This window comes from Desulfurobacterium sp. (assembly GCF_027028515.1).
In the GTDB taxonomy this organism is placed as follows: domain Bacteria; phylum Aquificota; class Aquificia; order Desulfurobacteriales; family Desulfurobacteriaceae; genus Desulfurobacterium_A.
The window spans coordinates 1-23,173 of the sequence record NZ_JALVIW010000003.1 but is presented as its reverse complement, the minus strand read 5'-3'; the positions used below and the strand labels follow the sequence as shown (position 1 = coordinate 23,173).

At 40.7% G+C, this 23,173-nt stretch carries 20 protein-coding genes; 11 read left to right on the top strand and 9 right to left on the bottom strand.

Features of this window, described 5'->3' with window-relative positions; translation table 11 throughout:
* Positions 1-36: 36 nt before the first annotated feature.
* Both hemE and MV676_RS00125 read right to left on the bottom strand, forming a co-directional pair.
* A complete protein-coding gene (gene hemE, locus MV676_RS00130) occupies positions 37-1,074 on the bottom strand; it encodes a uroporphyrinogen decarboxylase (protein ID WP_297444219.1) in 1,038 nt (345 codons plus the stop codon).
* Positions 1,071-2,168 (bottom strand): radical SAM protein, encoded by a 1,098-nt coding sequence (locus tag MV676_RS00125; RefSeq protein WP_297444218.1) that lies wholly within the window; start codon positions 2,166-2,168, stop codon positions 1,071-1,073. Before MV676_RS00125 ends, hemE begins: the two co-directional genes overlap by 4 nt.
* Positions 2,169-2,479: 311 nt before the next feature.
* On the opposite strand from MV676_RS00125, the gene MV676_RS00120 reads away from it, so the two are divergent.
* Positions 2,480-2,716: a hypothetical protein gene (locus tag MV676_RS00120; protein ID WP_297444217.1), complete on the top strand. Its 237-nt coding sequence runs from the start codon at positions 2,480-2,482 to the stop codon at positions 2,714-2,716.
* Between the two features lie 53 nt (positions 2,717-2,769).
* Here MV676_RS00120 and MV676_RS00115 read toward each other — a convergent pair whose 3' ends face one another.
* Entirely contained in the window at positions 2,770-4,062 is a 1,293-nt protein-coding gene (locus MV676_RS00115) for an anthranilate synthase component I family protein (RefSeq protein ID WP_297444216.1), read from the bottom strand.
* A gap of 103 nt (positions 4,063-4,165) precedes the next feature.
* Between MV676_RS00115 and ilvB the strand changes: the two genes are divergently transcribed.
* From ilvB to MV676_RS00075, 8 genes are all read left to right on the top strand, one after another.
* A complete protein-coding gene (ilvB, locus tag MV676_RS00110; protein ID WP_297444215.1) occupies positions 4,166-5,905 on the top strand; it encodes a biosynthetic-type acetolactate synthase large subunit in 1,740 nt (579 codons plus the stop codon).
* 9 nt (positions 5,906-5,914) lie between these two features.
* On the top strand, positions 5,915-6,427 hold the full coding sequence (ilvN, locus tag MV676_RS00105; protein ID WP_022846379.1) for an acetolactate synthase small subunit: 513 nt from the start codon (positions 5,915-5,917) through the stop codon (positions 6,425-6,427).
* A gap of 42 nt (positions 6,428-6,469) precedes the next feature.
* Positions 6,470-7,477: a ketol-acid reductoisomerase gene (gene ilvC, locus MV676_RS00100; RefSeq protein WP_022846378.1), complete on the top strand. Its 1,008-nt coding sequence runs from the start codon at positions 6,470-6,472 to the stop codon at positions 7,475-7,477.
* A gap of 79 nt (positions 7,478-7,556) precedes the next feature.
* A complete protein-coding gene (gene uvrA / locus MV676_RS00095) occupies positions 7,557-10,370 on the top strand; it encodes an excinuclease ABC subunit UvrA (RefSeq protein WP_297444214.1) in 2,814 nt (937 codons plus the stop codon).
* Positions 10,371-10,411: 41 nt separating this feature from the next.
* On the top strand, positions 10,412-10,540 hold the full coding sequence (locus tag MV676_RS00090; protein ID WP_297444213.1) for a hypothetical protein: 129 nt from the start codon (positions 10,412-10,414) through the stop codon (positions 10,538-10,540).
* 68 nt (positions 10,541-10,608) lie between these two features.
* Positions 10,609-11,196 (top strand): hypothetical protein, encoded by a 588-nt coding sequence (locus MV676_RS00085; RefSeq protein ID WP_297444212.1) that lies wholly within the window; start codon positions 10,609-10,611, stop codon positions 11,194-11,196.
* Entirely contained in the window at positions 11,196-11,966 is a 771-nt protein-coding gene (locus MV676_RS00080) for an A24 family peptidase (protein WP_297444211.1), read from the top strand. Before MV676_RS00085 ends, MV676_RS00080 begins: the two co-directional genes overlap by 1 nt.
* On the top strand, positions 11,967-12,650 hold the full coding sequence (locus tag MV676_RS00075; protein WP_297444210.1) for a hypothetical protein: 684 nt from the start codon (positions 11,967-11,969) through the stop codon (positions 12,648-12,650).
* Here the strand turns inward: MV676_RS00075 and MV676_RS00070 are convergent.
* The 6 genes from MV676_RS00070 to MV676_RS00045 are packed head-to-tail and all read right to left on the bottom strand — an operon-like array spanning position 12,628 to position 19,913.
* Positions 12,628-13,251: an HAD hydrolase-like protein gene (locus MV676_RS00070; RefSeq protein ID WP_297444209.1), complete on the bottom strand. Its 624-nt coding sequence runs from the start codon at positions 13,249-13,251 to the stop codon at positions 12,628-12,630. The two genes, MV676_RS00075 and MV676_RS00070, sit on opposite strands and share 23 nt — an antisense overlap.
* Positions 13,248-14,426 carry a bifunctional phosphopantothenoylcysteine decarboxylase/phosphopantothenate--cysteine ligase CoaBC gene (coaBC, locus tag MV676_RS00065; protein WP_297444208.1) on the bottom strand — a complete coding sequence of 393 codons (1,179 nt, stop codon included), beginning with the start codon at positions 14,424-14,426 and terminating at the stop codon, positions 13,248-13,250. Before coaBC ends, MV676_RS00070 begins: the two co-directional genes overlap by 4 nt.
* A complete protein-coding gene (locus tag MV676_RS00060) occupies positions 14,410-15,750 on the bottom strand; it encodes a chloride channel protein (RefSeq protein WP_297444207.1) in 1,341 nt (446 codons plus the stop codon). The genes coaBC and MV676_RS00060 overlap by 17 nt, the downstream gene beginning before the upstream one ends.
* A 12-nt stretch (positions 15,751-15,762) precedes the next feature.
* Positions 15,763-16,662: a zinc metalloprotease HtpX gene (htpX, locus tag MV676_RS00055; protein ID WP_022846368.1), complete on the bottom strand. Its 900-nt coding sequence runs from the start codon at positions 16,660-16,662 to the stop codon at positions 15,763-15,765.
* A gap of 10 nt (positions 16,663-16,672) precedes the next feature.
* The gene (gene mutL, locus MV676_RS00050; protein WP_297444206.1) at positions 16,673-18,124 is read right to left on the bottom strand and encodes a DNA mismatch repair endonuclease MutL; all 1,452 of its coding nucleotides are present in this window, start codon (positions 18,122-18,124) and stop codon (positions 16,673-16,675) included.
* Entirely contained in the window at positions 18,105-19,913 is a 1,809-nt protein-coding gene (locus tag MV676_RS00045; protein ID WP_297444205.1) for a chloride channel protein, read from the bottom strand. Before MV676_RS00045 ends, mutL begins: the two co-directional genes overlap by 20 nt.
* Positions 19,914-20,110: 197 nt before the next feature.
* Here MV676_RS00045 and truA point away from each other — a divergent pair, with 197 nt between their 5' ends.
* Together truA and hypF are read left to right on the top strand one after the other, a co-directional pair.
* Positions 20,111-20,866, top strand: coding sequence for a tRNA pseudouridine(38-40) synthase TruA (truA, locus tag MV676_RS00040; protein WP_297444204.1), 756 nt, complete (start codon positions 20,111-20,113; stop codon positions 20,864-20,866).
* A gap of 39 nt (positions 20,867-20,905) precedes the next feature.
* Positions 20,906-23,143: a carbamoyltransferase HypF gene (gene hypF / locus MV676_RS00035; RefSeq protein WP_297444203.1), complete on the top strand. Its 2,238-nt coding sequence runs from the start codon at positions 20,906-20,908 to the stop codon at positions 23,141-23,143.
* The last annotated feature ends 30 nt before the right edge of the window (positions 23,144-23,173 follow it).

Sequence of the window (23,173 nt, the reverse complement as noted above, 5' to 3'; positions counted from 1 at the left end):
GCAAAATTGGAAAAGCCTGGAAATATCTCCAGGCCATCATCTGACTTCTCTACTTATTCTATGGACAGTTTCCACCAAAAATTTCGCCTTTTCAGGATCCGTCTGTGGAAGGATTCCATGACCTAAATTAAATATGTGTCCTCTTGCCCTGAGGCCTTCTATCACTATCTTTCTTACTTTTTCTTCTATAACTTTTTCATCCGCAAACAGAGCTACAGGATCAAGGTTACCCTGAATTGATTTGTCCGTTCTACCAAGGGCAAACGGAATCTCCGTTCTCCAGTCAAGACCTATTACATCAACGTCCAACAGATTATTAACCTCTATAAGATGAGAACTGTTAACACCAAAATGGATTATAGGCGTATCAGGATGCCTCTCTTTAAGAATATCAACTATTTTCTTCGTGTGAGGGAAAACGTACTTTTCGTAATCTTCAGCAGAAAGAACCCCCATCCAGGAATCAAAAATCTGGACAAGATCAACCCCTGCCTTTATTTGAGATGACAAATATTCCGTCACAACAACTGTCAGCTTATCCATCAAGGCCTGCCAGAGCTCTGAATTGTTCCACATTGTTGTTTTGGCAGCCCTGTAGTCTTTTGTACTTCCCCCTTCAAGAATATAACTTGCAAGTGTAAAAGGAGCACCGGAAAACCCTATGAGCGGTCTATCTGTCAAATGATCTTTTATGATTTTTATGGTCTCAAGAACATAACTAAGGTCGTCTTCAGGCACGGGAATACTGAGATTTTTTACATCCTCCACTGTTCTAACAACCGGAGACAAAACGGGGCCTTTTCCCGAAACAAATTCAATATTTATTCCCATCTTTTCAACAGGAACAAAGATATCGGAAAAGAGAATAGCGGCATCAACGCCTATCTCCTCTATCGGAAGAAGAGTAACCTCAGCCGCAAGTTCGGGATTTCTACACAAATCCATGAATGAACCGGCCTTCGCCCTTATTTCTCTGTACTTGGCAGAATACCTACCCGCCTGCCGCATAATCCATACAGGCGTGTAATCAGTTTTCTCTCCTCTTGCCGCTTTAAGTATTGGATGATCTTTCATACATCTCTCCTTCCTTTCCTCATTTTTACAGGAACGTAATCACAAACAGGATCTTCCTGCATGTAGTCGTTGTACTTCCAGTAAGCCCTCACTCTACAACCGTTACATGTTTTAAGATACTCACAAACCCCACATCTTCCCTTAAACTCGTCAATCTTTCTCATATCCTGCATGATTTTCGATTCAAACCAGGCCTTGCTAAAAGGAACATCAAAAACGTTTATGTCAGAAATTGGAAAGTAGCTACACGGTTTTAACCAGCCGTGACAGTCTATTAACGCTATTGACTGACCGGCGACACAACCCTTCCCTCCACCGGTCCCAAAAACGAGATTTCTCCTTTTAAGATCAAGACCGTCCCTTTTAGCATTCTGCCTGAAAATTCGGTAGTAGTGAGGTGCACAGGTAGGCCTAACCAAAATAGTGTTGTCACCTTTTAAAATTAAATCTTTCTCAAGCTCATAGTGCCAGTTTAACCAGTAGTTTGCCTCTTCCGCATCAAGAAGCTCCGTATTTGCTTCTTCACCTCTACCTACCGGAAGAACTAAAAACATGTACCAGGCCCTTGCCCCAAGCTCTCTGGCCTTTTTATAAACATTAGGTATATCAAAGGCGTTCCTCTTTGTAAAAGAGGAATTTATGAGGAACGGAATGTTATGCTTCCTTAAATGTTCAACGGCGTTCAAAACACCATCAAACGCTCCCGACTGTTTCCTGAAGTCGTCATGAATCTCTGCGGTAGAACCGTCAAGAGAAAGAGAAACCATTTTTATGCCCGTTCTCTTCATCTCACGACAAACTTCGTCATCAACAAGGACACCATTAGTAGCTATGCACATTCTAAACCCTTTCTCTGTACCGTAGGCAGCAATATCAAACAGATCATTCCTTAAAAGAGGCTCACCACCGGTAAGGACAATAGTCGGACTGGAAATGGTGGCAATATCATCCATCAGCTTCTTAGCTTCTTCAAAAGTAAACTCACCCTGCTCAGATTCCATAGTGGATGATGAACGACAATGAATACAATTAAGGTTACATCTCCTTGTAACTTCCCACGCTATCCATTTCGGCAAGAATTGTTCATGTCCCATAATTTTCTCCAGAATTCTCAATTATATAAAGAGTGCATGTAAATATTACTATTTAAAATCCCGATTTTAAAGACGCTTCTAACATAAATAATAATGGCTATGAAACTTAGTAAAAATTCATTTAAATATTCGACTGTTAAGGTTAAAAGCACTATATTAAAAATATGCAGAATTACACTCATTAGCATGTTTTAACCGTACGGTTATGCATAATAAGATTGTTTTAAGACACAAAAATGTTACAATGCGAAAAAATTTTGCTAAAATAAGCAGAGAATCAATTTTTATTAAATTTAACTAAGGAGGAAAATATGGCACGAGGAAGAAAGCCCGGGAAGAGAACCAACAAAACTGTAAAGGTATCCCTTCCAAAAAAGACTTACTACATTCTTTACGGAATCGCCGGTAACAACGAAATGAAGCTTAACAAGCTCATCAAAACCATCATTGAAGAAAGACTGGATAATTCAACAATCGCTGATCTCTCTAAGTTACTTGAATCTGGAAGAAAAGAAAAGGAAGAAGCAGCAAAAGAAGCAGAAGAATAAGTCTTTATTATTTCCATTATCAGTTTAAAAAAGGGGGGCGCATCTCCCCTTTTTCAATTTCCTACAAAATTTTCTTCTAAATTGGCTGCAGACAAAAACGCCCGGGCTTTGTGGATTGTCTCTCTGTATTCTCTCTCGGGATCTGAATCCCAAACAATACCGGCACCAACCTGGAGATAAGCTTTGTCATCCTTCATCAACATCGTCCTTATAACAATGTTGAAGTCAAAGTCACCGTTAAATGAAAGATAACCCACTGAACCTGTATAGAGGGCTCTCCTTGTTGGTTCAAGCTCTTCAATAATTTCCATTGTCCTCACCTTCGGTGCACCTGTAATTGTTCCTCCTGGAAAAAGAGCTTTTACAACATCCACGGGGTGTACACCTTCGTCAATTTCTGCCCTCACATTCGAAACTATGTGCATAACGTGAGAATAAACCTCCTTCACCATTAGCTCATCAACCACTACCGTTCCGTATTTTGCTATTTTTCCCAAATCATTCCTCTCTAAATCCACTAACATAATGTGTTCTGCCCTCTCTTTTTCTGACAGGAAAAGTTCTTTTGAAAGAAATGCATCCTCATTTTCATCTTTTCCTCTCCTCCTTGTCCCTGCAATAGGCCTCGTTTCAACAATACTGCCGACCTTTCTTACAAGTCTCTCCGGAGAGCATGAAACTGCTTTAAACCCATCCATATCAAGATAAAAAGCAAAAGGTGAAGGGTTGATCTCCCTGAGGCGATGATAAAACGCAACCGGTGAACCGGAAAAAAGAAAATTGAGCCTTTGTGAAAAGTTAACCTGAAAAGTGTCACCTGAAGCTATGTACTTTTTAATCTTTTCTACACTACTAAAAAACTGCTCTTTTGTCATATTGAAAGAGAGAAAGTCAATCTGAAATCCTTCATTTAAAGAGAGAACACTCTCAAAAAAAAATTCCGGCATTTTGCCATAGACATATATTGTTCTACTCAAATTATCAAAAACTACTGTTGTTTCCGGCAAAAAGAAAGAGATATCAGGTATTTTAATATCATCAGATGAATATCGGGGCAACCTTTCTATATATCGTCCCGCATCGTAGGAAAAATATCCAAAAATCCCAAAATAGTCATCAGAATACTTCTTTCTCAGGCGCTCATAAAACCCTTTCAACAATTCAAAAGCCTGACCTTTATAATCTTTTACAGTGATTTTTTCTATTTCTCCTATACATATGAAAGAAAAACGACCCTTTTTTACATCAATTAGCGCCGAATCAAGAAACATCCTTACAGGATATCCTTTATCAACCATGTGTAGAAACAAAACGTACGGATCAACCCAGAATGTAAGCTTTTCCAATAATTCAACCTCCTACTTCCTGTGTAAACCTCAGAAATTTTATGATATTATTTCTTTCTATCAACTGTACAAGCTTTTGGCTGCAATTTTGGGAGGCAGAAAAATGAAATTGTCAGGTGCAGAAATACTTCTTGAAGCGCTTCAGCTTGAGGGTGTTGAATACATATTTGGCTACCCCGGTGGAGCCGTTCTTGATATTTACGACAGACTATCCTACACATCTTTAAAACACATCCTTACAAGACACGAGCAGGGAGCCGCTCACGCAGCAGATGGTTATGCAAGAACAACAGGAAAAGTTGGTGTCTGTTTTGCAACTTCAGGACCGGGCGCCACAAACCTGGTTACAGGACTTGCTACTGCCCAAATAGATTCTGTCCCCATTGTGGCATTTACAGGAAACGTCCCCACATTTATGATAGGAAACGATGCATTTCAGGAAGTTGACACTGTCGGTATTACAAGACCAATAACAAAACACAATTTTTTAGTAAAAGACGTAAATCAGCTGGCGGATACCGTTAAAAAAGCTTTTTATATAGCAAGAACCGGAAGGCCGGGTGTCGTGTTAGTTGATTTGCCAAAAGACGTTATGAGAAGCATAGCTGATTTCTTTGAGCAGGAATACAAATCACCCGTTCAGATAAGAAGCTACAAACCTGTAAAGAAAGGACATCCAGGACAAATTAAGCGGGCCGCAAAAGCGATAGCCACAGCTAAAAGACCTGTCCTTTACGTTGGTGGTGGTGTCATCAAAGCAGGTGCTTCAGATTTAATAATTAAGCTGGCGGAACTGTGCACAATCCCTGTAACCACAACACTTATGGGGCTTGGTGCAATTCCTGGAACTCATCCTTACTTCTTAGGAATGCTCGGAATGCATGGAACTTACGCAGCCAATATGGCAGTAACAGAATGTGACCTGCTCATATCGGTAGGAGCAAGATTTGATGACCGAGTTACCGGTAAAGTATCTGAATTTGCACCTAACGCAAAAATCATTCATATAGACGTTGACAGTGCAGAAATAGGCAAAGTCAAGCATGCTGACATTCCTATAGTTGGCGATGCAAAACTTGTTCTTGAAGAGCTGCTTCCAGAAGTCGAAAAGCAGGTAATGAAAAATAGAGAGGTATTTCAGGAAAGAGACAGGTGGATGGATCTTATCCAGCACTGGAAGGTAAGATATCCACTCTACTACGAACCAAGTGACATCGTAATCAAACCACAATTTGTAATAGAAAAAATCTATGAAGTAACCAAAGGAGAAGCCATAATAGCAACAGACGTTGGACAGCACCAGATGTGGGCAGCCCAATACTATAAGTTTAAATACCCAAGACAGTTAGTTACATCAGGCGGCCTTGGAACAATGGGCTTTGGTGTTCCTGCAGCCATCGGTGCACAGATAGGTAATCCTGACAAAACCATCTTCTGTATATCAGGTGACGGAAGCTTTCAGATGAACATGCAGGAAATTGTCACGGCAGCCAACTACAATGTTCCCGTTAAAATAGCCATACTCAACAATCAGTTTTTGGGAATGGTTCGCCAGTGGCAGAGTATATTCTACGACCGAAACTACTCTCAGGTTGACATAGCCTTCCAGCCAGATTTCGTAAAATTAGCCGAAAGTATGGGTGCCGTCGGTCTAAGGGCAGAAAAACCTGAAGATGTTGAAAAGGTTCTTAAGGCGGCGATGGAAATAAGCGACAGGCCGGTTGTAATAGACTTTGTGGTAAACAGGGAAGAAGATGTATTCCCCATGGTACCGCCGGGCGCTGCAATTAACGAAATGATACTCCCCAACTACGGGAAAAAACTCAAAAAAGCTGTTAGTTAAGAGGTAACCATGTGTGAAAACGAAAGAAAACACATAATAAGCGTTCTTGTTGAAAACCATCCAGGCGCTCTTGCAAGGATAGTGGAACTTTTCAGCGCAAGAGGCTACAACATAGAAAGTTTAAACGTGGGACAAACAGAAGACCCGACAATTTCAAGGTTAACAATGGTAGCCCAGGGGGACGAACACACAATAGAACAAATTGTCAAACAACTCAGAAGGCTTGTAGATGTATTTAAAGTAAGAGACCTGACAGATAAGAAAAAACTTGACAGAGAACTCCTCATTGTAAGGCTAAATGCAGACACATCAGAAAAGAAAAATGAACTGATGAGAATAGCCAGCGTGTTCGGTGCTCAGATAGTTGATATATCTCAAGATACTTATACCCTTGAGCTTACAGGCGATGAAGACCAGATAGACGCTTTTATAGAACTCATCAAGCCCATGGGAATAAAGGAGATGGCAAGAACCGGTAGAGTTGCAATGGTAAGAGCCCTGCACGGAGAAACTTTCGGTTAAAAATTCTTGAAAATTACAGTTAAAATTTGCAGGAGGTAAACTATGGCAAAAGTGTACTATGAGCAGGACGCATCTCTTGCGCCGCTTGAAGGAAAAACGGTTGCTATTCTCGGTTATGGAAGCCAGGGACACGCCCACGCGCTTAACCTTAGAGATAGCGGAATTAACGTTGTAGTAGGATTAAGACCTGGAAAGTCAGCAGAGAAGGCAAAGGCTGACGGTTTTGAAGTGCTCACTCCAGCTGAAGCTGCTAAAAAAGCTGATGTAATAATGTTTCTCCTTCCTGACCCTGTCCAGAAAAAGGTTTACGAAGAGGCAGTTAAGCCAAACCTGAAAGCTGGAATGGCACTTGCATTTGCCCATGGATTCAACATACATTTCAACCAAATTGTCCCACCAGAAGACGTTGACGTATTCATGGTAGCACCAAAAGGACCTGGACACCTTGTAAGATGGACCTACCAGGAAGGTGCTGGCGTTCCAGCCCTCGTTGCTATCCATCAGGATGCTACAGGTAAGGCTATGGATGTCGCCCTCGCTTACGCTAAAGGAATTGGTGCAACAAGGGCAGGTGTAATAGAAACAACATTTAAAGAAGAAACAGAAACTGACCTGTTTGGTGAGCAAGCTGTCCTTTGCGGTGGAACAGCGGCTCTTATCAAGGCTGGATTTGAAACTCTTGTTGAAGCCGGCTATCAACCTGAAGTTGCCTATTTTGAATGCCTCCACGAACTTAAATTAATCGTTGACCTCATTTATCAGCACGGCCTTGCCGGAATGAGATACTCAATCTCCGACACAGCTGAATACGGCGATTACACGAGAGGACCAAGGGTTATAACAGAAGACACCAAAAAAGCAATGAAGAAGATATTAGACGAAATACAGAAAGGCGAGTTTGCAAGGGAATTTGTTCTTGAAGCTCAGGCAAACTATCCTGTTCTCAACGCTCACAGAAAGATAGAAGCAGAACATCCAATCGAAAAGGTTGGGAAAAAACTGAGAGAAATGATGCCGTTCCTCAAAACACAGAAAAAAGACCTCAAATAATCACCCGGCGGGCTCTGCCCGCCCTTCTCACGCAACTTCCAATGGACATATCTCACATTTGAAATAAATTATTACTACCATGAAAGATAAGATTATAGTTAAAGGCGCAAGACAGCATAATCTTAAAAACATAGACGTAGAAATTCCAAAAAACCGATTAGTTGTAATAACAGGACTTTCTGGTTCGGGAAAATCGTCCCTTGCCTTTGACACGCTCTACGCCGAAGGACAAAGAAGGTACGTAGAGTCACTCTCTTCTTACGCAAGGCAGTTCCTCCAGCTGATGGAAAAACCAGACGTTGACCTGATAGAAGGACTATCACCTGCAATTTCTATTGAGCAAAAAACTGTCTCTAAAAATCCCCGCTCCACCGTTGGAACAACAACAGAGATACACGACTATCTGAGGTTGTTATTTGCAAGAGCTGGAACGCCGTTCTGTCCAAACTGCAACATTGAAATAAGACCCCAAACCGTTGAAGAGGTTGTAGATAGAATTTTGAAATTCACAGGAAAGCGGATTCTCATTCTTTCACCTATCGTAAGAGAACAGAAAGGCGAACACAAAAACCTGCTTGAAAGACTGGAAAAGCAGGGATTTAGAAGGATTAGAATAGACGGAAAAACGTACACCATAGATGAAGCCCTCAATCTAAAACTTGAAAAGAAGGTCAAACATACAATTGAAGTTATCGTTGACAGGATAAAAGTAAAACCGGAAGATAAAACAAGAATCGCTGACTCGGTAGAGATAGCCGTAAAGCTGTCGGATGGACTTGTCTTGATTGTAGATTACGACTCTAAAAAAGAGGAAATCCTTAGCACAAAAGGGGCATGTCCAATATGTGGTTTCAGTTTTAAAGAGATTTCACCGAGACTTTTCTCTTTCAATAGTCCTCTCGGTGCTTGTCCGGCGTGTGGTGGTATAGGCTTCTCTCTGAAAATAGACCCTGACCTTTTAATAAATTGGGACAAACCCATAGTAAACGCGTTTAACATAACTGAAAGAGCAAAGTTTGAATACATAAAAGATATGGTCTCTTCCGCGTGCGACTATTTAGGAATATCCCGCGACACGCCGGCAGGAGAACTGACAGGAGAAGACCTTGACTTTATACTTTATGCTGACAGGGGAATTTTGAGAGTCTATAACACCGTTTCATGGAGCAGAGGCAACTATAAGCCCTACTACTTTGAAGGCATAATAAAACACCTTGAAAGACGCTACATAGAAACAGAATCAGAATCTGTCAGAGACTATATAGAAGAGTACATGAGAGAAGTTCCGTGTAAAGAGTGCAAAGGGAAAAGGCTCAACAAAGAAGCTCTTTCAGTAAAGATAGACGGCCTTTCAATAGCTGACGTTGAAGAGATGAGCATAAAAAAGGCTTATGAATTCTTCAATAAGGTAACATTTGAAGGAAAAAGAAAAATAATCGCAGAAAGAGTTCTGAAAGAGATTAAAAACCGCCTAAAATTCCTGTTAGACGTTGGATTAGACTACCTAACACTTGACAGAAGAACAGGAACACTTTCAGGCGGTGAATCCCAGAGGATAAGGCTTGCAACTCAGATAGGCTCAAAATTGACCGGCGTTCTCTACGTCCTTGATGAACCAAGCATAGGGCTCCACCAAAGGGACAACGACAGGTTGATAAAAACGTTAAAAGAACTGAGAGACATAGGAAATACGGTAATCGTCGTAGAACACGACACGGATACCATTAAAAGTGCTGACTACGTAATAGACATGGGGCCGGGTGCCGGCATCCACGGAGGTGAAGTCGTAGCAGCGGGAATACCAGAAGAGATAGAAAAGAGTGAAAAATCCATAACAGGTAAGTACTTATCCGGAAAACTTACAATACCCATACCTGAAAAAAGACGCAAACCCAACGGAAAGTTTTTAAGAATCATAGGTGCAGCAGAACACAATCTGAAAAATATAACCGTTGAATTTCCCCTTGGACTGTTTATTTGCGTTACCGGTGTATCAGGTTCAGGGAAATCAACCCTAATAAACGACATCCTTTACAACGCCCTTTCACGAGAGATATACAAAAGTAAGGCCATACCTGGAAAATATGAAAAGATAGAAGGTCTTGAAGACATAGATAAAGTCATAAACGTTGATCAATCTCCCATAGGAAGAACACCAAGATCAAACCCTGCTACATACATCGGCGTTTTCGACTTTATAAGAGAACTCTTTGCGGCCACACCGGAAGCAAGGGCAAGAGGATACAAAAAGGGAAGATTCTCATTCAACGTTCCCGGCGGAAGGTGTGAAGCCTGTAAAGGTGACGGATTGATAAAGGTGGAAATGCACTTCTTACCTGATGTTTACGTCACCTGTGACGTCTGCGGAGGAAAAAGGTACAACAGAGAAACCCTTGAGATAACATACAAGGGAAAAAACATATACGATGTGCTTGAAATGAGCGTTGAAGAAGCCCTTGAATTTTTCAAACACCACGAAAGAATAGTAAGAAAACTAAAAACACTCTATGACGTCGGTCTTTCTTACATAAAATTGGGACAGCCGGCAACAACACTATCAGGGGGAGAAGCCCAGAGGGTAAAGCTCGCAAAAGAACTGTCAAAAAGGCCAACAGGAAAAACTCTCTACATTCTTGACGAACCAACGACAGGGCTTCACATCCACGACGTTAAAAAGCTTATAGAGGTTCTTCAAAAGTTAGTGGACAGGGGAAACACCGTAATTGTTATAGAACACAACATGGACTTTATAAAGTGCGCCGATTACATAATAGATTTAGGACCTGAAGGTGGTGACCGGGGAGGAAAAATCGTTGCGACCGGAACACCTGAAGAAGTAGCACAGACAGAAACCTATACAGGTAGATATTTAAGAAAATATCTGGTACATTAATAATACTTAATTTTAGAATTTTTATCCTGACCGGAGATATTATGGATACCCTTAAAGAACTTTTGGAAAACTACACCTTTACAGATAAAGAGTTCAAGGAGGCTAATAAATCAAAGCCTGCTGTAAGATTTTACAGTCTTTGGACAGGGATATCTATTTGGCAAACCTGAAGTTAAAGAATAATTTATCCCTGAGTCAAATGGTAAAATTTCTTTAAAAGTACAGCCGGAGGTCTTGAGTGAAGCTCAGAATAGATGGAAAGGTGCAAAAAGTTAAAATAGAGAAACAGAAATACAAAAATCTAAAAGAAATGCTGAGGCTCGTCGAATTTAAATATCTTTTTCCGGAAAGAGTAATAAAAAGCGTTGAAATCGGTGGCAGAACTGTCCATCCCGACTACCTTGATAGTCTAAACGATGTATCAGAAATTAACATAGTAACCGACTCCACAATAAACTTTTTAAAAAATCACATAGAACTTTCTATAATGGCTCTTGACTCGGTAAACGGTGCAATAGAAATGGTAGTAGAAGCCTTTGAAGCTTCGGAAGAGCTGGCACAACTACACATCAATTACATCAGTGATTCCATAATGAAAACCGTGGAAATCCTTGAAAAGGGAAGCATATTCCTGCCTATAGTGGAAGGAATGGACGAGGCAATACTTGAAATTGAAGAAAAAATGCTCCGCCTTAATGAAATAAAAGCTCCTGAAGAGATGGTAAAATTTTTAGAAACTGACTTTTTAACCGGCATTGAAAAGTGGAAAGAGTTTCTTCTAAAAATTCTTTCCGTTATTAACAACGCTTCTATGGAGACCCATTAATGTCAAATTCTCTGCTGTCCGTTTTATTTGGCTTCGTTTTAGGGAGCATTGTCGGAAGTTTCTTGAATGTCTGCATCTACAGACTTCCCAGGGAAGAATCAATAGTATTTCCAGGGTCTCACTGTCCTAAATGCGGTACGCCAATCAAATGGTACGATAACATACCCATAATCAGCTATCTCCTTCTTAGAGGAAGATGTCGTTACTGTGGTGAGAAAATATCACCAACCTACCCGCTCATTGAGCTTCTTACAGCCATTCTCACTGCAGCAATATTTTTTCGTTTCGGAATCACCTTTGACGCACTATACTACAGCATACTAACCTGGTTCCTTATAGTAATCTCTGCAATTGACATAAAAGAAATGATGGTACCGGTTAAACCGTGCTACATCGTTATGATTCTCGGGATAGCTCTTTCACCATTTACCCACAGTATGAATATTGTTGATTCTATCTTAGGTGCATCTTTAGGTTCCGGAATCATTCTATTTATCATAGAAACGTACTTCATGATAAGAGGTCGTGAAGGGATGGGATATGGAGATGCCAACATAATGGCTACAATAGGTGCATTCCTCGGGTGGAAAAAAGTCTTCTTCGTAATTTTCTTTGCTTCCCTCATCGGCGCAGTAATCGGTATTATATTTATAATATCAAAAGATAAGGATAGCGAAACCCCTTTACCTTTTGGTCCGTTTCTGGCAGTAGGGGGATATTTGACGATTTTTTTAGGTAACTTACTTTTAAAGTTTTACCTGGGAGGATAGATGAACGAGACCTTCTCAATGAACACCAATTTCCATTGCGGAACAAAAACGTTCCACGTCCAGACTGAATACTACAAATCATCAGGAAAAGTTGTCACGAACATATTCTTCCAGGGAAACATAGTAAAAAGAATAGAACGGCTACCTGCAACGGCGGACATTTATCAGGAAATAAAGAAACAGCACGAACAGGTTCTTCATAAACTTCAAGAAGCTCTGGAAAAGCAAAAATCAAAAACAGAGGTGCACACCTGTAGAGAAGAAACCTTTAATCAAAAAGCCTCTTACGAACATGGCGAAAGATTCATGAAACACAGAAACAAACCTGGCGAAGATATCATTAGAAAGCTTGTGACAAAAAAACCGGGAAAAGAGCTCGTCAGCAAAATAGTGGAGAAGAGACCCGGGGAAGAGATTTTAAAGAAGGTGATAGAAAAACGACCTGGAGAAAAAGCACTTAAAAAACTGATAGAGAAAAAACCCGGGAAAGGGCTATTTAATAAACTTTTGGAAAAGCGACCTGGTGAAAGCATAGCAAAAAGCATCATTGAAAAGAGGCCAGGCGAAAGAGCCGTTAAAAAGCTAATCGAAAAAAAACCGGGGAAAGAGCTGTTTGAAAAAATCAAAGAAGAAAAACCTGGAAAAGACTTCTTTGAGAACTTTATAGATCTTTTAAAACATTGAAAAACTCTTGAGGTGAAGAAATAATAAAATCTGGGGAAAATCTCAACAGGTTCTCCGCCGAGTTGAACCCCCAGGTTACTGCTACTGAAACTACACCGGCCTCTTTTGCTGCAACTACATCCCTCCCCTCGTCACACACATAAACAAAATCTCCGTGGAACTTTTTTAATTTTTCCAAACTTTTATGTTTACCTCTCAAGAAAGGATTTGTCTCAATGAAAGAAAAACACTCAGAGAGTTTCTCTTTTTCAAGAAGCGAAGAAACAAACCTCCTCGAATTTGTTGTCAAAATACCACATCTAAAACCACTATTTCGTAAATCCCTGATCATCTGAACTGTGCCTGGAAAAAAGGAAATTTTCTTCCTCTTTTTCTCCCTTATCATTAAAAACCTTAAAAAAATAACAAGGGGAAGAAACTTATAACTTGCAATACGATACTTAACAGCAAATTCATTGAGAGAGAAATTCTTAACTGTTTCCCTCTCTGTACGGGCAATCCTGCGAATACGAAAAATCGGTGCAACTTTGTTGTAAACGTTAACTGCTATGTCAAAAGTATCTACTAACGTACCGTCAAAATCAAAAACAACCGTTTTCATAATTTTTGACTTATAAGCTTCAAAATCTCTAAAGCCACCTTTCTTTTAGAACCACTTACTTTTTCCTCAAAATTCTCCCCAACAATAACACATTCTGTCTCATCCTTTCCAAAAACTTTTCCTTTTACATCATTGGCAACGACCATATCTATCTTTTTGGATTTAAGTTTCTTTCGGGCATTCTCAATCAGATTGTCCGTCTCAGCAGCAAAACCAACGATAAAACGGGCAAGTTTACCTTCAGCAACTTCAGAAAGAATATCAGGCGTTCTCTCAAACTCTATAACAAGCCTACCTGCCCCTTTCTTTATCTTACTTTCACTTCTCTTAACCGGTCTATAATCACCGATAGCTGCCGCTGAGATGTAAACATCAGCACCTTTTATATTCTCAATAACGGCACTCCTCATCTCATCAACCGTTTCAACCTCAATAAAATTCATCCCGGAAGGAGCGTCCAGGCAGGTTTTTCCGGATATTAATGTCACTGATGCACCTGCAGCTCTTGCAACTTTAGCTATTTCATATCCCATTTTTCCAGAAGAAGGATTGGAAATAAATCTGACAGGATCTATATACTCCCTCGTAGGACCTGCCGTAACAACAACCTTTTTCCCCTTCAAAAACTTCGGAATAAAGTAATCTTCAACTGCCTCAACAATCGTCTCAACTTTTGCAAGTCTCCCCTTTCCTCTCACGCCACAGGCAAGCTCTCCCTCATCAGAATCAACTATAACGTACCCCCTCTTTCTCAAAAGCTCAATGTTATCAACAGTTGCTGGATTCTCATACATCTTAACGTTCATAGCAGGGCAGATAATACCCTTTCCTATCGCAAGTGCTGAAGCTGTAACAGGGTTATCAGCTATACCACAGGCTATCTTTGCTATCGTATTGCCGGTAGCCGGAGCAACAATGAAAAGATCAACCAAAGATGCAAGGGAGGTGTGCCTTATTTCAGGATTTTCTTTTGGCACAATCTCTTTATAGACAGAATGTCCTGAAAGGGTTCTTAAAACCACTTCAGAAACAAATTCAAGAGCATTGGGAGTAACAGCAGTGTAAACGTCCGCTCCCCTTCTCTGAAGCTCCCTTAAAATCTCTACGGCCTTATAAGCTGCAATACTTCCCGTTATTCCAAGCAATATTTTCTTACCTTCAAGTGTCCTTACCACGTTTTGTCACTCCTTTTATTAAAGGTTTAATGTCTATCTCCTGGCCAAGGTAAAGACTGAATCCAAAGCTCGTCGTGTAACTGGTAATAACTGCTGCCGTCATAGGAATAACAACATCAGCATGGCTCATCTCGGTAATCATAACGATGGCGGCAAGGGGCGTTTTTGCACCTGCAGCGAGCGCTGCACCCATTCCAGCAAGAGAAAACATAACTATCTGATCAGGAAAAAGATGTCCAAACATATTACCAACAGCGGCACCTATCAAAAGGTTAGGAAGGACAAGCCCCCCGGGAATTCCAAAACCGAGGGTCAGGCTCGTCACAAGGATTACTCCAATAACTATTATAATGTCAATCCAAACAGGAAACGGCACTTGTGCCAATTTTGAAACAATATTCATGTGTGCCGGTGCAGCTAAAATCTCCGTATCGTTAGTAGCAAAGTAAAGAGCAATAAGTATCGGAAGAGAAACTGCCGTCCCAATTACAGGCCTTTTAAACGGCTCAAAAAATTTAGAAACGCAGGAACCTGTGTGAAACATAAACGTGTAAAGGTAGATAATAAAAGAAATCGTAAGCCCCATAATTACAAGGTAGGGTATGCTGTCAAGCGTCCAGATAGGTTCCCGAGTAAGAGCTATAAATGCACTCTCACCTCTAAAAAAAGTAAAGGTCAAATAACTGGTAATGGCTGCAATAATCATCGGAACAAAAGGCGAATAGTCAAAATCGTACATATTTTCAAGTTCCATGGCAAAGATTGAACTTCCAAGAGGTGCTTTCAAAAGTGCCCCGGTAAACGCACCACCTCCTATAAGTCCTAAAAGATTTTTAAATCTTTTGCTAAAACCGTAAGCCTTTCCAAGCCACTCTCCAATGGCAACACCGATGAAAAATGAAGGGCCTTCTCTACCGGCTATAAAACCGCCGGAAAGAACCAGAGTTGAAGATACAAACTTTAAAAAGACAAGTTTAGCAGGCAAAAAGTACTTTGTTTTTAAATGAACTATGGCATACCCTATCCCGGGACCGCCAACGACAGGATCAATTACAAGCGTATAACCAACTACAAGTGCCGTAGCTATAGGATACAGAAAGAAAAGAACGTCATGTATGGATATCAACCGATTTATCTCTGTAATTAAAACATCCATAAAGGCAGCTATAGAACCTGTTATTATGCCGACAGTGAAAGCATAAGGTATCCACCTTCCTAAAAAGTGAGAAATGGAAAGAAGATCAAAACGAAGTTTTAGATTTACCTTTGCACAACCCTTAAGGTATTGCCAGACAAGCTGAAAGAAAGTTCTATCAAACTTCATAAAAATCTCCGATTACAGATCAAAAAAATCTCTCACTCTGCCAAACAACTTTTTAGCAATCTCCAGAAGCCTTCTTATTCTCTCTTCTGTCGGTGGATGTGTTGAAAAGAGAACAGCCAACCCATCACCTTTAAACGGATTTACAATAAACATGTGGGATGTTGCAGGTTTTACCTCTGCCTCTACAACTTCCGGCGGAAGACCTTTTGCATAAAGTTCAAGCTTCTTCAAAGCACTGGCAAGAGCTTCAGGTTTTCCTGAAATTTTTGCCCCCGTTTCATCCGCAATAAACTCTCTTGACCTTGATATAGCCATTCTTATAAGAGTTGCAGCTACCGGTGCAACAATAATCATTAGAATAAGACCTATAGTCTCCGCTATACCGTCCCTTTCGTCATCTCTGCCAAACCCAAAAAAGAGAGACCACCTTGCCATATCAGCAATCATGACAATAGCACTCGCCATCGTTGCAGCAACAGCTGAAATTAGAGTGTCCCTGTTTCTGATGTGGGCAATCTCATGGGAAAGAACACCCTCTACTTCATCCCTATCCAAAATTTCAAGAAGCTTCGTAGTTACACAAACAACGCCGTGTTCCGGATCTCTACCGGTTGCGAAAGCGTTTGGAACATCCATAGGAACGATAGCAACCTTTGGCTTGGGAATTCCGGCATTCTTTGCAAGCTTCTCAACAATTTCGTGAAGCTCTGGGGCTTCCTCAGGTGAAACTTCCCTTGCACCGTACATTGAAAGGACAATTCTGTCGGAGAAGAACCAGCTGGCAAAATTCATTCCCATGGCAATAAAGAAAGCAAAAATCATACCGGTAGTGCCACCGACCAGCTTCCCGAAAACAAGAAGTATGGCAGAAAGAAGTGCCAAGAAGAAAACAGTTTTTACCGTATTCACCACCTTTTACCTCTCACAATCTTCCCAGCTTTCTCAAAATTTCTCTCTTTTTAATTCTATAAAATATAGGTCTTCCGTGGGGACAAACCCGTTTTTCCTTACATTCAAGATAGAGAGAAATCAGCTTTTCAAGTTCCATCCTGGAAACAAACTCAACACCCGACTTAACAGCATTTTTACATGCAGCAGACGCAACACTTTCAGGATCCTCACCTTTTATAACAGCTTCAACATCTTCCCGCGAAAGAATCACAGGAATAGAAGGAACAACGTACTTTTTACCATCTCTTTTAACAGTTATTCCCAATTTTCTAAGTTTATCAGCAACCAGAGGTTCAGTAAATGCAACAACCGGAAAAAGCTCTTTTTCTTCAAAAAACTTCTCTTTTAGTTTTTCAAGTATCTTTTCGTAATTAACCCTTTCGTGCAAAAGGTGAATATCAAAGAAATAGTAATAATTGTCATCATCACATATAGCAACAGTACCGTCACTGCCAATTAACTTTAAAGTTCCATACTCAATGTGTTTCTCCTCTTTAATGCCTTCAACAGTTTTAAACTGCGGAAGAAAGTAAAACGACCTTTCGAGCATCCTCTCCAAACCGCTAAACAACGTATCAACGTTCTTAAAAACTACCCTGTCTTTCAACGGAGAAACGTTAAAGTCAACCTCTGAAGGTGAAAGCTCAATAAAAAGAATATACTCTTCCACGTGATGTTTCTTCATAAACTCTGAAATATCCTTTGAAACAACCGGACGTCCATTTACAAAAACTTTCCTCACCCTTCCAGAACCGCTTTCAAACCTGCTTTTTAAAAAGAGCTTAAAAAATTTCCCCTCTTTAAATTCAAACTGCTTGCCGGTAATGCGAAAAACTCTCTCCGCCTTAGAAGAGGCTGGATAAATGGAATTATCTATCCTGAAAGAGACATTCTCATTGGCAAGGGCCAAATCTTCAACCGCGCTTCTTATCTTTTGCTTCTCATTCCTTGAAACGCTCTTTTTCCTCACGGGAACGTTAAAGTAAAGGTCTTCAACAACAACAGTCGTTCCACCGGAAAAAGGCATCGGCTCATATCTTTCAACAACCCCACCCTTTAAAACTATAACACCACCAACATCTTCTGAATGATAACGGCTCTTTATCGTCAAACGTGAAAAGAGAGATATAGCGTGGAGCGCCTCACCTCTAAATCCATAAGTTTTTAACCTCAATAAATCCTCAACGCTCTTTATCTTACTTGTAGAAAACCTTTCAACAGCAACAGGAAGCTCTTTAAAAGGAATACCCTCACCGTCATCAACAACTTTGAAATTAAAGGGTGAATTTATGAAAACGCTTATAGCAGAAGCATTAGCGTCAAGGCTGTTTTCAACAATCTCTTTAACAACAGACGCCGGCGAGACAGCTATCTGTCCCGCCGCTATTCTTGAAATAACAGTCTCATTCAAACGTCGTATCATGCCCTTCCGCTAATTTCTTTCTCTCCTGTTCGGCAAGGAAGTTAGCAATATCAACCCGTGTAATCATGCCAATAAGGTTTTTGTTTTTATAATTATCAACAACGGGAGCTCTCCCTATACCGTTGCTGATAAATATATTGAGAACTTCAAGAATTGACATATCGGGAAGAACACAGACAGGATTCCTGCTCATAACGTGTTCAACAGTTACCTTGGCTCTGTCAGAAATCGGAACTTTCATTATATCCCTACCGGTAACCATTCCTATAACCTTTCCGTTAACAACAACAGGAATCCCTGAAATTGTATATTCTGCCATCAACCTCTCAGCCTTTAAAACAGGATCAGTGGGAGATATCGTTACCACATTCTTAGTCATAATGTCGGCAACCCTGTAAGTCCTGAGCAACGCACCTTTAAGTTCATCCATATGCGCCGGTGAATCAATCCTGCTTTTAACCTGAGCAGGAAACATTGTAATGTCAGTAGTAAGCAGGTAAGCAACAGATACCGCTATGAGAGAAGGAACTAAAAGATCATAACCACCAGTTATTTCAACAACAAGTATAAGCGTTGATAGAGGGATATTGGCTGCAGCGGCAAGAGTGGCTATCATACCCACAATCATGAAAGAAGCTATATCTATATGAGATTGAGGTAAAACACTCAAAAATTTAGCTACATGGTAAAAAGATGCTCCGGTTAATCCACCTATAACAATACACGGACCAAAAATACCACCGGAACCACCGGAACCGAGAGTCAATGATAATCCAACAATAACCATAATAACACCGGTAAATATGTGAAGCGGGGTTAAATAATGTGTCTTTCCCAGCATTATAAGCTGAATCCATCCATAAGCACTACCAATGGCAAGAGGGTTAAGCATTCCAAGAATACCCGTAAAAAAACCTCCGATGGCCGGTTTTAAAGCCGGATGAAGCTCAAGGTTTACGAAAAAGTGATGAACTGAAAAAAACGTATAGACCAAAAGCCTTGCAACAAGAGCAGCAAGAACACCCATAACAAAATAGGTAACAAAGAGAGGAACGGAAAGACCTTTAAAGGGATGGACCGGTACTTTAAACATATGTTCGAAACCGGTAAAAACGCCAACTATAATGTAAGAGGTAACAGAAGCTATAAAACCCGGAATGAGAGCTTCTACTTCAAAATCTCTCCTGTAAAAAAGCTCACCTGAAATAAGAGCACCGGCAAGGGGTGCCTTAAAAACACCTGCAATACCTGCCCCGAGACCAACCGCAAGAGCTATATTTTTTGTGTGGTCATCAAGTTTGAAAAGTTTCCCGACAAAAGAACCAACGCTGCCACCAATTAAAGCACTTGGACCTTCAGTTCCTGATACGCCACCGGAACCAATTGTAATAGCAGAAGTGATAAGCTTAAAAACAGCCGATTTAAGTCCTAAGGGAAGGCGAAAGTGAAAGGCTTTGATAGCCATTTCCGTACCTTCACCTCTTGCCTCAGGAACGAGATAGGTAATAACACCCACAATTAAACCACCTATCGCAACTGACAGAGGCAGCAGGTAGGGCCTTGCCATTACAAAATGATAAACAGTACTTCCACCTTCACCTGCAGGGAGAGGTGGAATGTAACCAACAATGTTTCCAAGGAAAATCTTCGTCGAAAACTCTATGGCTCTGACAAACACAACTATAAAAAGACCCGTTATTAGACCTATAACCCCTGGAATGAATAAATCTTGAAAGTTCTCCTGATAGGAAATAGTAAACCGTTTCCTTATCGCCCCTAAATGGAACACCTCACGCCTCCTAACCCCTTATTCACTTTTTTTTCTGTAACAACCTGGCCAACGCGCAAGAAACTATTATATACCTAAAAAGGTGATATATGCAAAAAGTTTAAAATCTCTAAAAATCTGCCAACTTGCTGAGAAACTTGAAAAACAAATACATTCCCTATAATTTGATATCAAATTCTATGTGTGCAGGTGAAAGTGTGAGAAACATTAAACTGACCATAGAATACGACGGAACAAATTACATGGGATGGCAGATTCAAAAGCACGGAAAAACCATTCAGGGAACAATAAAAGAAGCTCTTGAAAAAATACTGCACCACGATGTCAACCTTAAAGGGGCAAGCAGAACAGACGCCGGCGTCCACGCACTTGGACAGGTTGCGACTTTCAAAACAGTAAAAGAGATTCCGCTTTTCAAAATTCAGAGAGCACTTAACGGACTTTTGCCGCCAGATATCAAAGTAATTTCAGCAGAGGAAGTACCGGAAAACTTTGATCCAAGAAAAGATGCAAAAGGAAAAACGTATCTTTACAGAATATTTAACAGGCCAGTAGCGTCACCTTTTGAATGCAAACGTTCCTGGTTCATACCACAGAAATTAGATGTAAGAATCCTGAAAAACAGCCTATCCTTTTTCAAAGGAACACACGACTTCACAACATTTTCGAAACTTTCAAAAGACGAAGATAAAAATCCAGTAAGAACGATAGACGAAATAGTTGTTTCCCGGAATGAACACACAATAGAGATAAGAATTACAGGACGCTCATTTCTCCGGCATATGATAAGGGTAATAGTTGCCACCGCCGTTGAAGCGGCAACAGGAAAGTTAGCTCCAGATGAAATACCTGATATGTTCAGAGCGAAAAACCGGCAGGTAGCTCCATTCTTAGCACCGCCGGAAGGTCTCTACCTGATAAAAATTTACTACGAAAGCTACCCCTTCCTGTAATGGTAAAATATTTGACACTCAAAAGTTAAAAGGAGCCAGATGAGAGCTAAAATCTTTGTAACGGGAACCGTTCAAGGAGTCGGTTTTCGTCCGTTTATCTATAGACTTGCCACATCATTGAACCTGAATGGATACGTACTCAACGACACATCAGGCGTCATCATAGAAGTGGAAGGCAACGAAAAAGATGTTAAAGAGTTTCTACTGAGGATAGAAAAGGAAAAACCTCCTATTTCAAAAATTTACAGTCTTGAGTACAAATTCTTAGAAGATGCCGGATACGAAAGCTTTGAAATAAAGAAAAGCACCGAAGGTGGAAAAGTTGAAGTTCTTATTCTTCCCGACCTCGCAACGTGTGAAGAGTGTATAAAAGAGATGGAAAATCCGCAGGACAGGCGGTACCGGTATCCATTTATAAACTGCACAAACTGCGGTCCCCGATACACCATCATTGAAAAATTACCATACGACAGAAAAAACACTACAATGAAAATCTTTAAAATGTGTCCAGAATGTGAAAGGGAATACAATGACCCCTCAAACAGACGATTTCACGCACAACCAAACGCCTGCCCTGTCTGTGGCCCTCATGTATGGCTAACAGATAAACAGGGAAACACGATAGCGGAAAAGGATGAAGCCATAGAATTAACGGCAAAACTGATAGAAGCTGGAAAAATCTTAGCCGTAAAAGGACTTGGTGGTTTTCATCTTATATGTGACGCGTCAAAAGAAGAAACCGTAAGGGAGCTGAGAAAGAGAAAAAACCGTGAAGAGAAGCCTTTTGCGGTAATGTTTCCCGACATTGATTCAATAAAGAAAGAAGCTGTCGTCTCACCGTTAGAAGAGCGGGCACTGCTCTCCATTGAAAGACCAATAGTCGTTCTTAAAAAGAGCCAACACTACTCGCTTGCACCTTCTGTTGCACCATCAAACAGCACGGTAGGTGCTTTTCTTCCGTACACACCGCTCCACCATTTAATTCTGAAAGACTTTGGCAAACCTATCGTTGCAACAAGTGCCAACGTTACAGATGATCCAATAGTGAAAGATAACGACGAAGTCCTTGAAAGACTCACTGAAATAGCGGACTATCTGCTCCTCCACAACCGTCCTATAAAAAGACGCTGTGATGATTCCGTTATTAGAATCATTGCGGAAAAACCATCACCACTGCGCCGCTCAAGGGGATTTGCACCTTTACCGGTAAAACTTCCCTTTAAACTCAAAAACCCAGTACTGGCACTTGGACCTTTTATGAAAAACACAATAGCTTTAGGTATCGATGACAAAGTCTTCATATCACAGCATATAGGAGACTTAGAAACGCCTCTTTCCGTTGAATTTTACGAAGAAACAATCAATGATTTTCTATCTTTATTCAATGTAAAACCTGAAATCGTTGTATGTGACAAACATCCCCTTTACTACTCAACAAAGTTCGGCGAGAGGAAGTTTAAAGAAAAACTGCTAAAGGTTCAACATCACTTTACCCATCTTTTATCGTGCCTTGCCGAAAACGAAGCCGACCCGAAAGAGAAGGTAATAGGCTTCTCTTTCGATGGAACAGGCTACGGAGATGACGGAACGATCTGGGGATGTGAAGTGTTTCTCCTGAACTTTTTCGAATACGAAAGGAAGTTTCACCTCAAACAGTTCAGACTTCCGGGCGGTGAAAAAGCGGTAAAAGAACCTTATAGAGTAGCCATTTCACTCTGCACTGAAGCAGACATAAAACCACCTGAACATTTAACAGATGAAAAATCGGCTGCTTTCATCGTAAAAATGGTTGAAAAAGCTATCAATTCACCACTTACATCCAGCATGGGAAGACTGTTTGATGGCATAGCAGCGCTAACTGGAATAAAAAAACGGGTTTCATACCACGCACAGGCTGCAATACTCCTTGAACAGGAAGCACTAAAGTCGGACACAGAGGAAAGCTACAAATTTTCCATTGAAGGAGAAACAATTAACTGGATACCAGTCGTAAAAGGTGTTATCAGGGATACAGAAAGGGGCGTACCTATCCCCATTATTGCTAAAAAGTTCCACAACGCCGTGGCAGAGATGATTTTAGAAATTGCCAGAATACTCAAGAGAACAGGCATCTCCAGGGTCGCCCTCTCCGGCGGTGTGTTCCAGAACGGCCTTTTAGTTGAAACTGTTCTTCCTCTCTTAAAAGAAAACGGCTTTACCGTCTATACTCACCAGATAGTTCCAACAAACGATGGCGGTATATCTCTTGGACAGGTAATTGCAGGAGGAATGAGATGAAAAGGCTTGACGGCATTTCTTCATTCATAG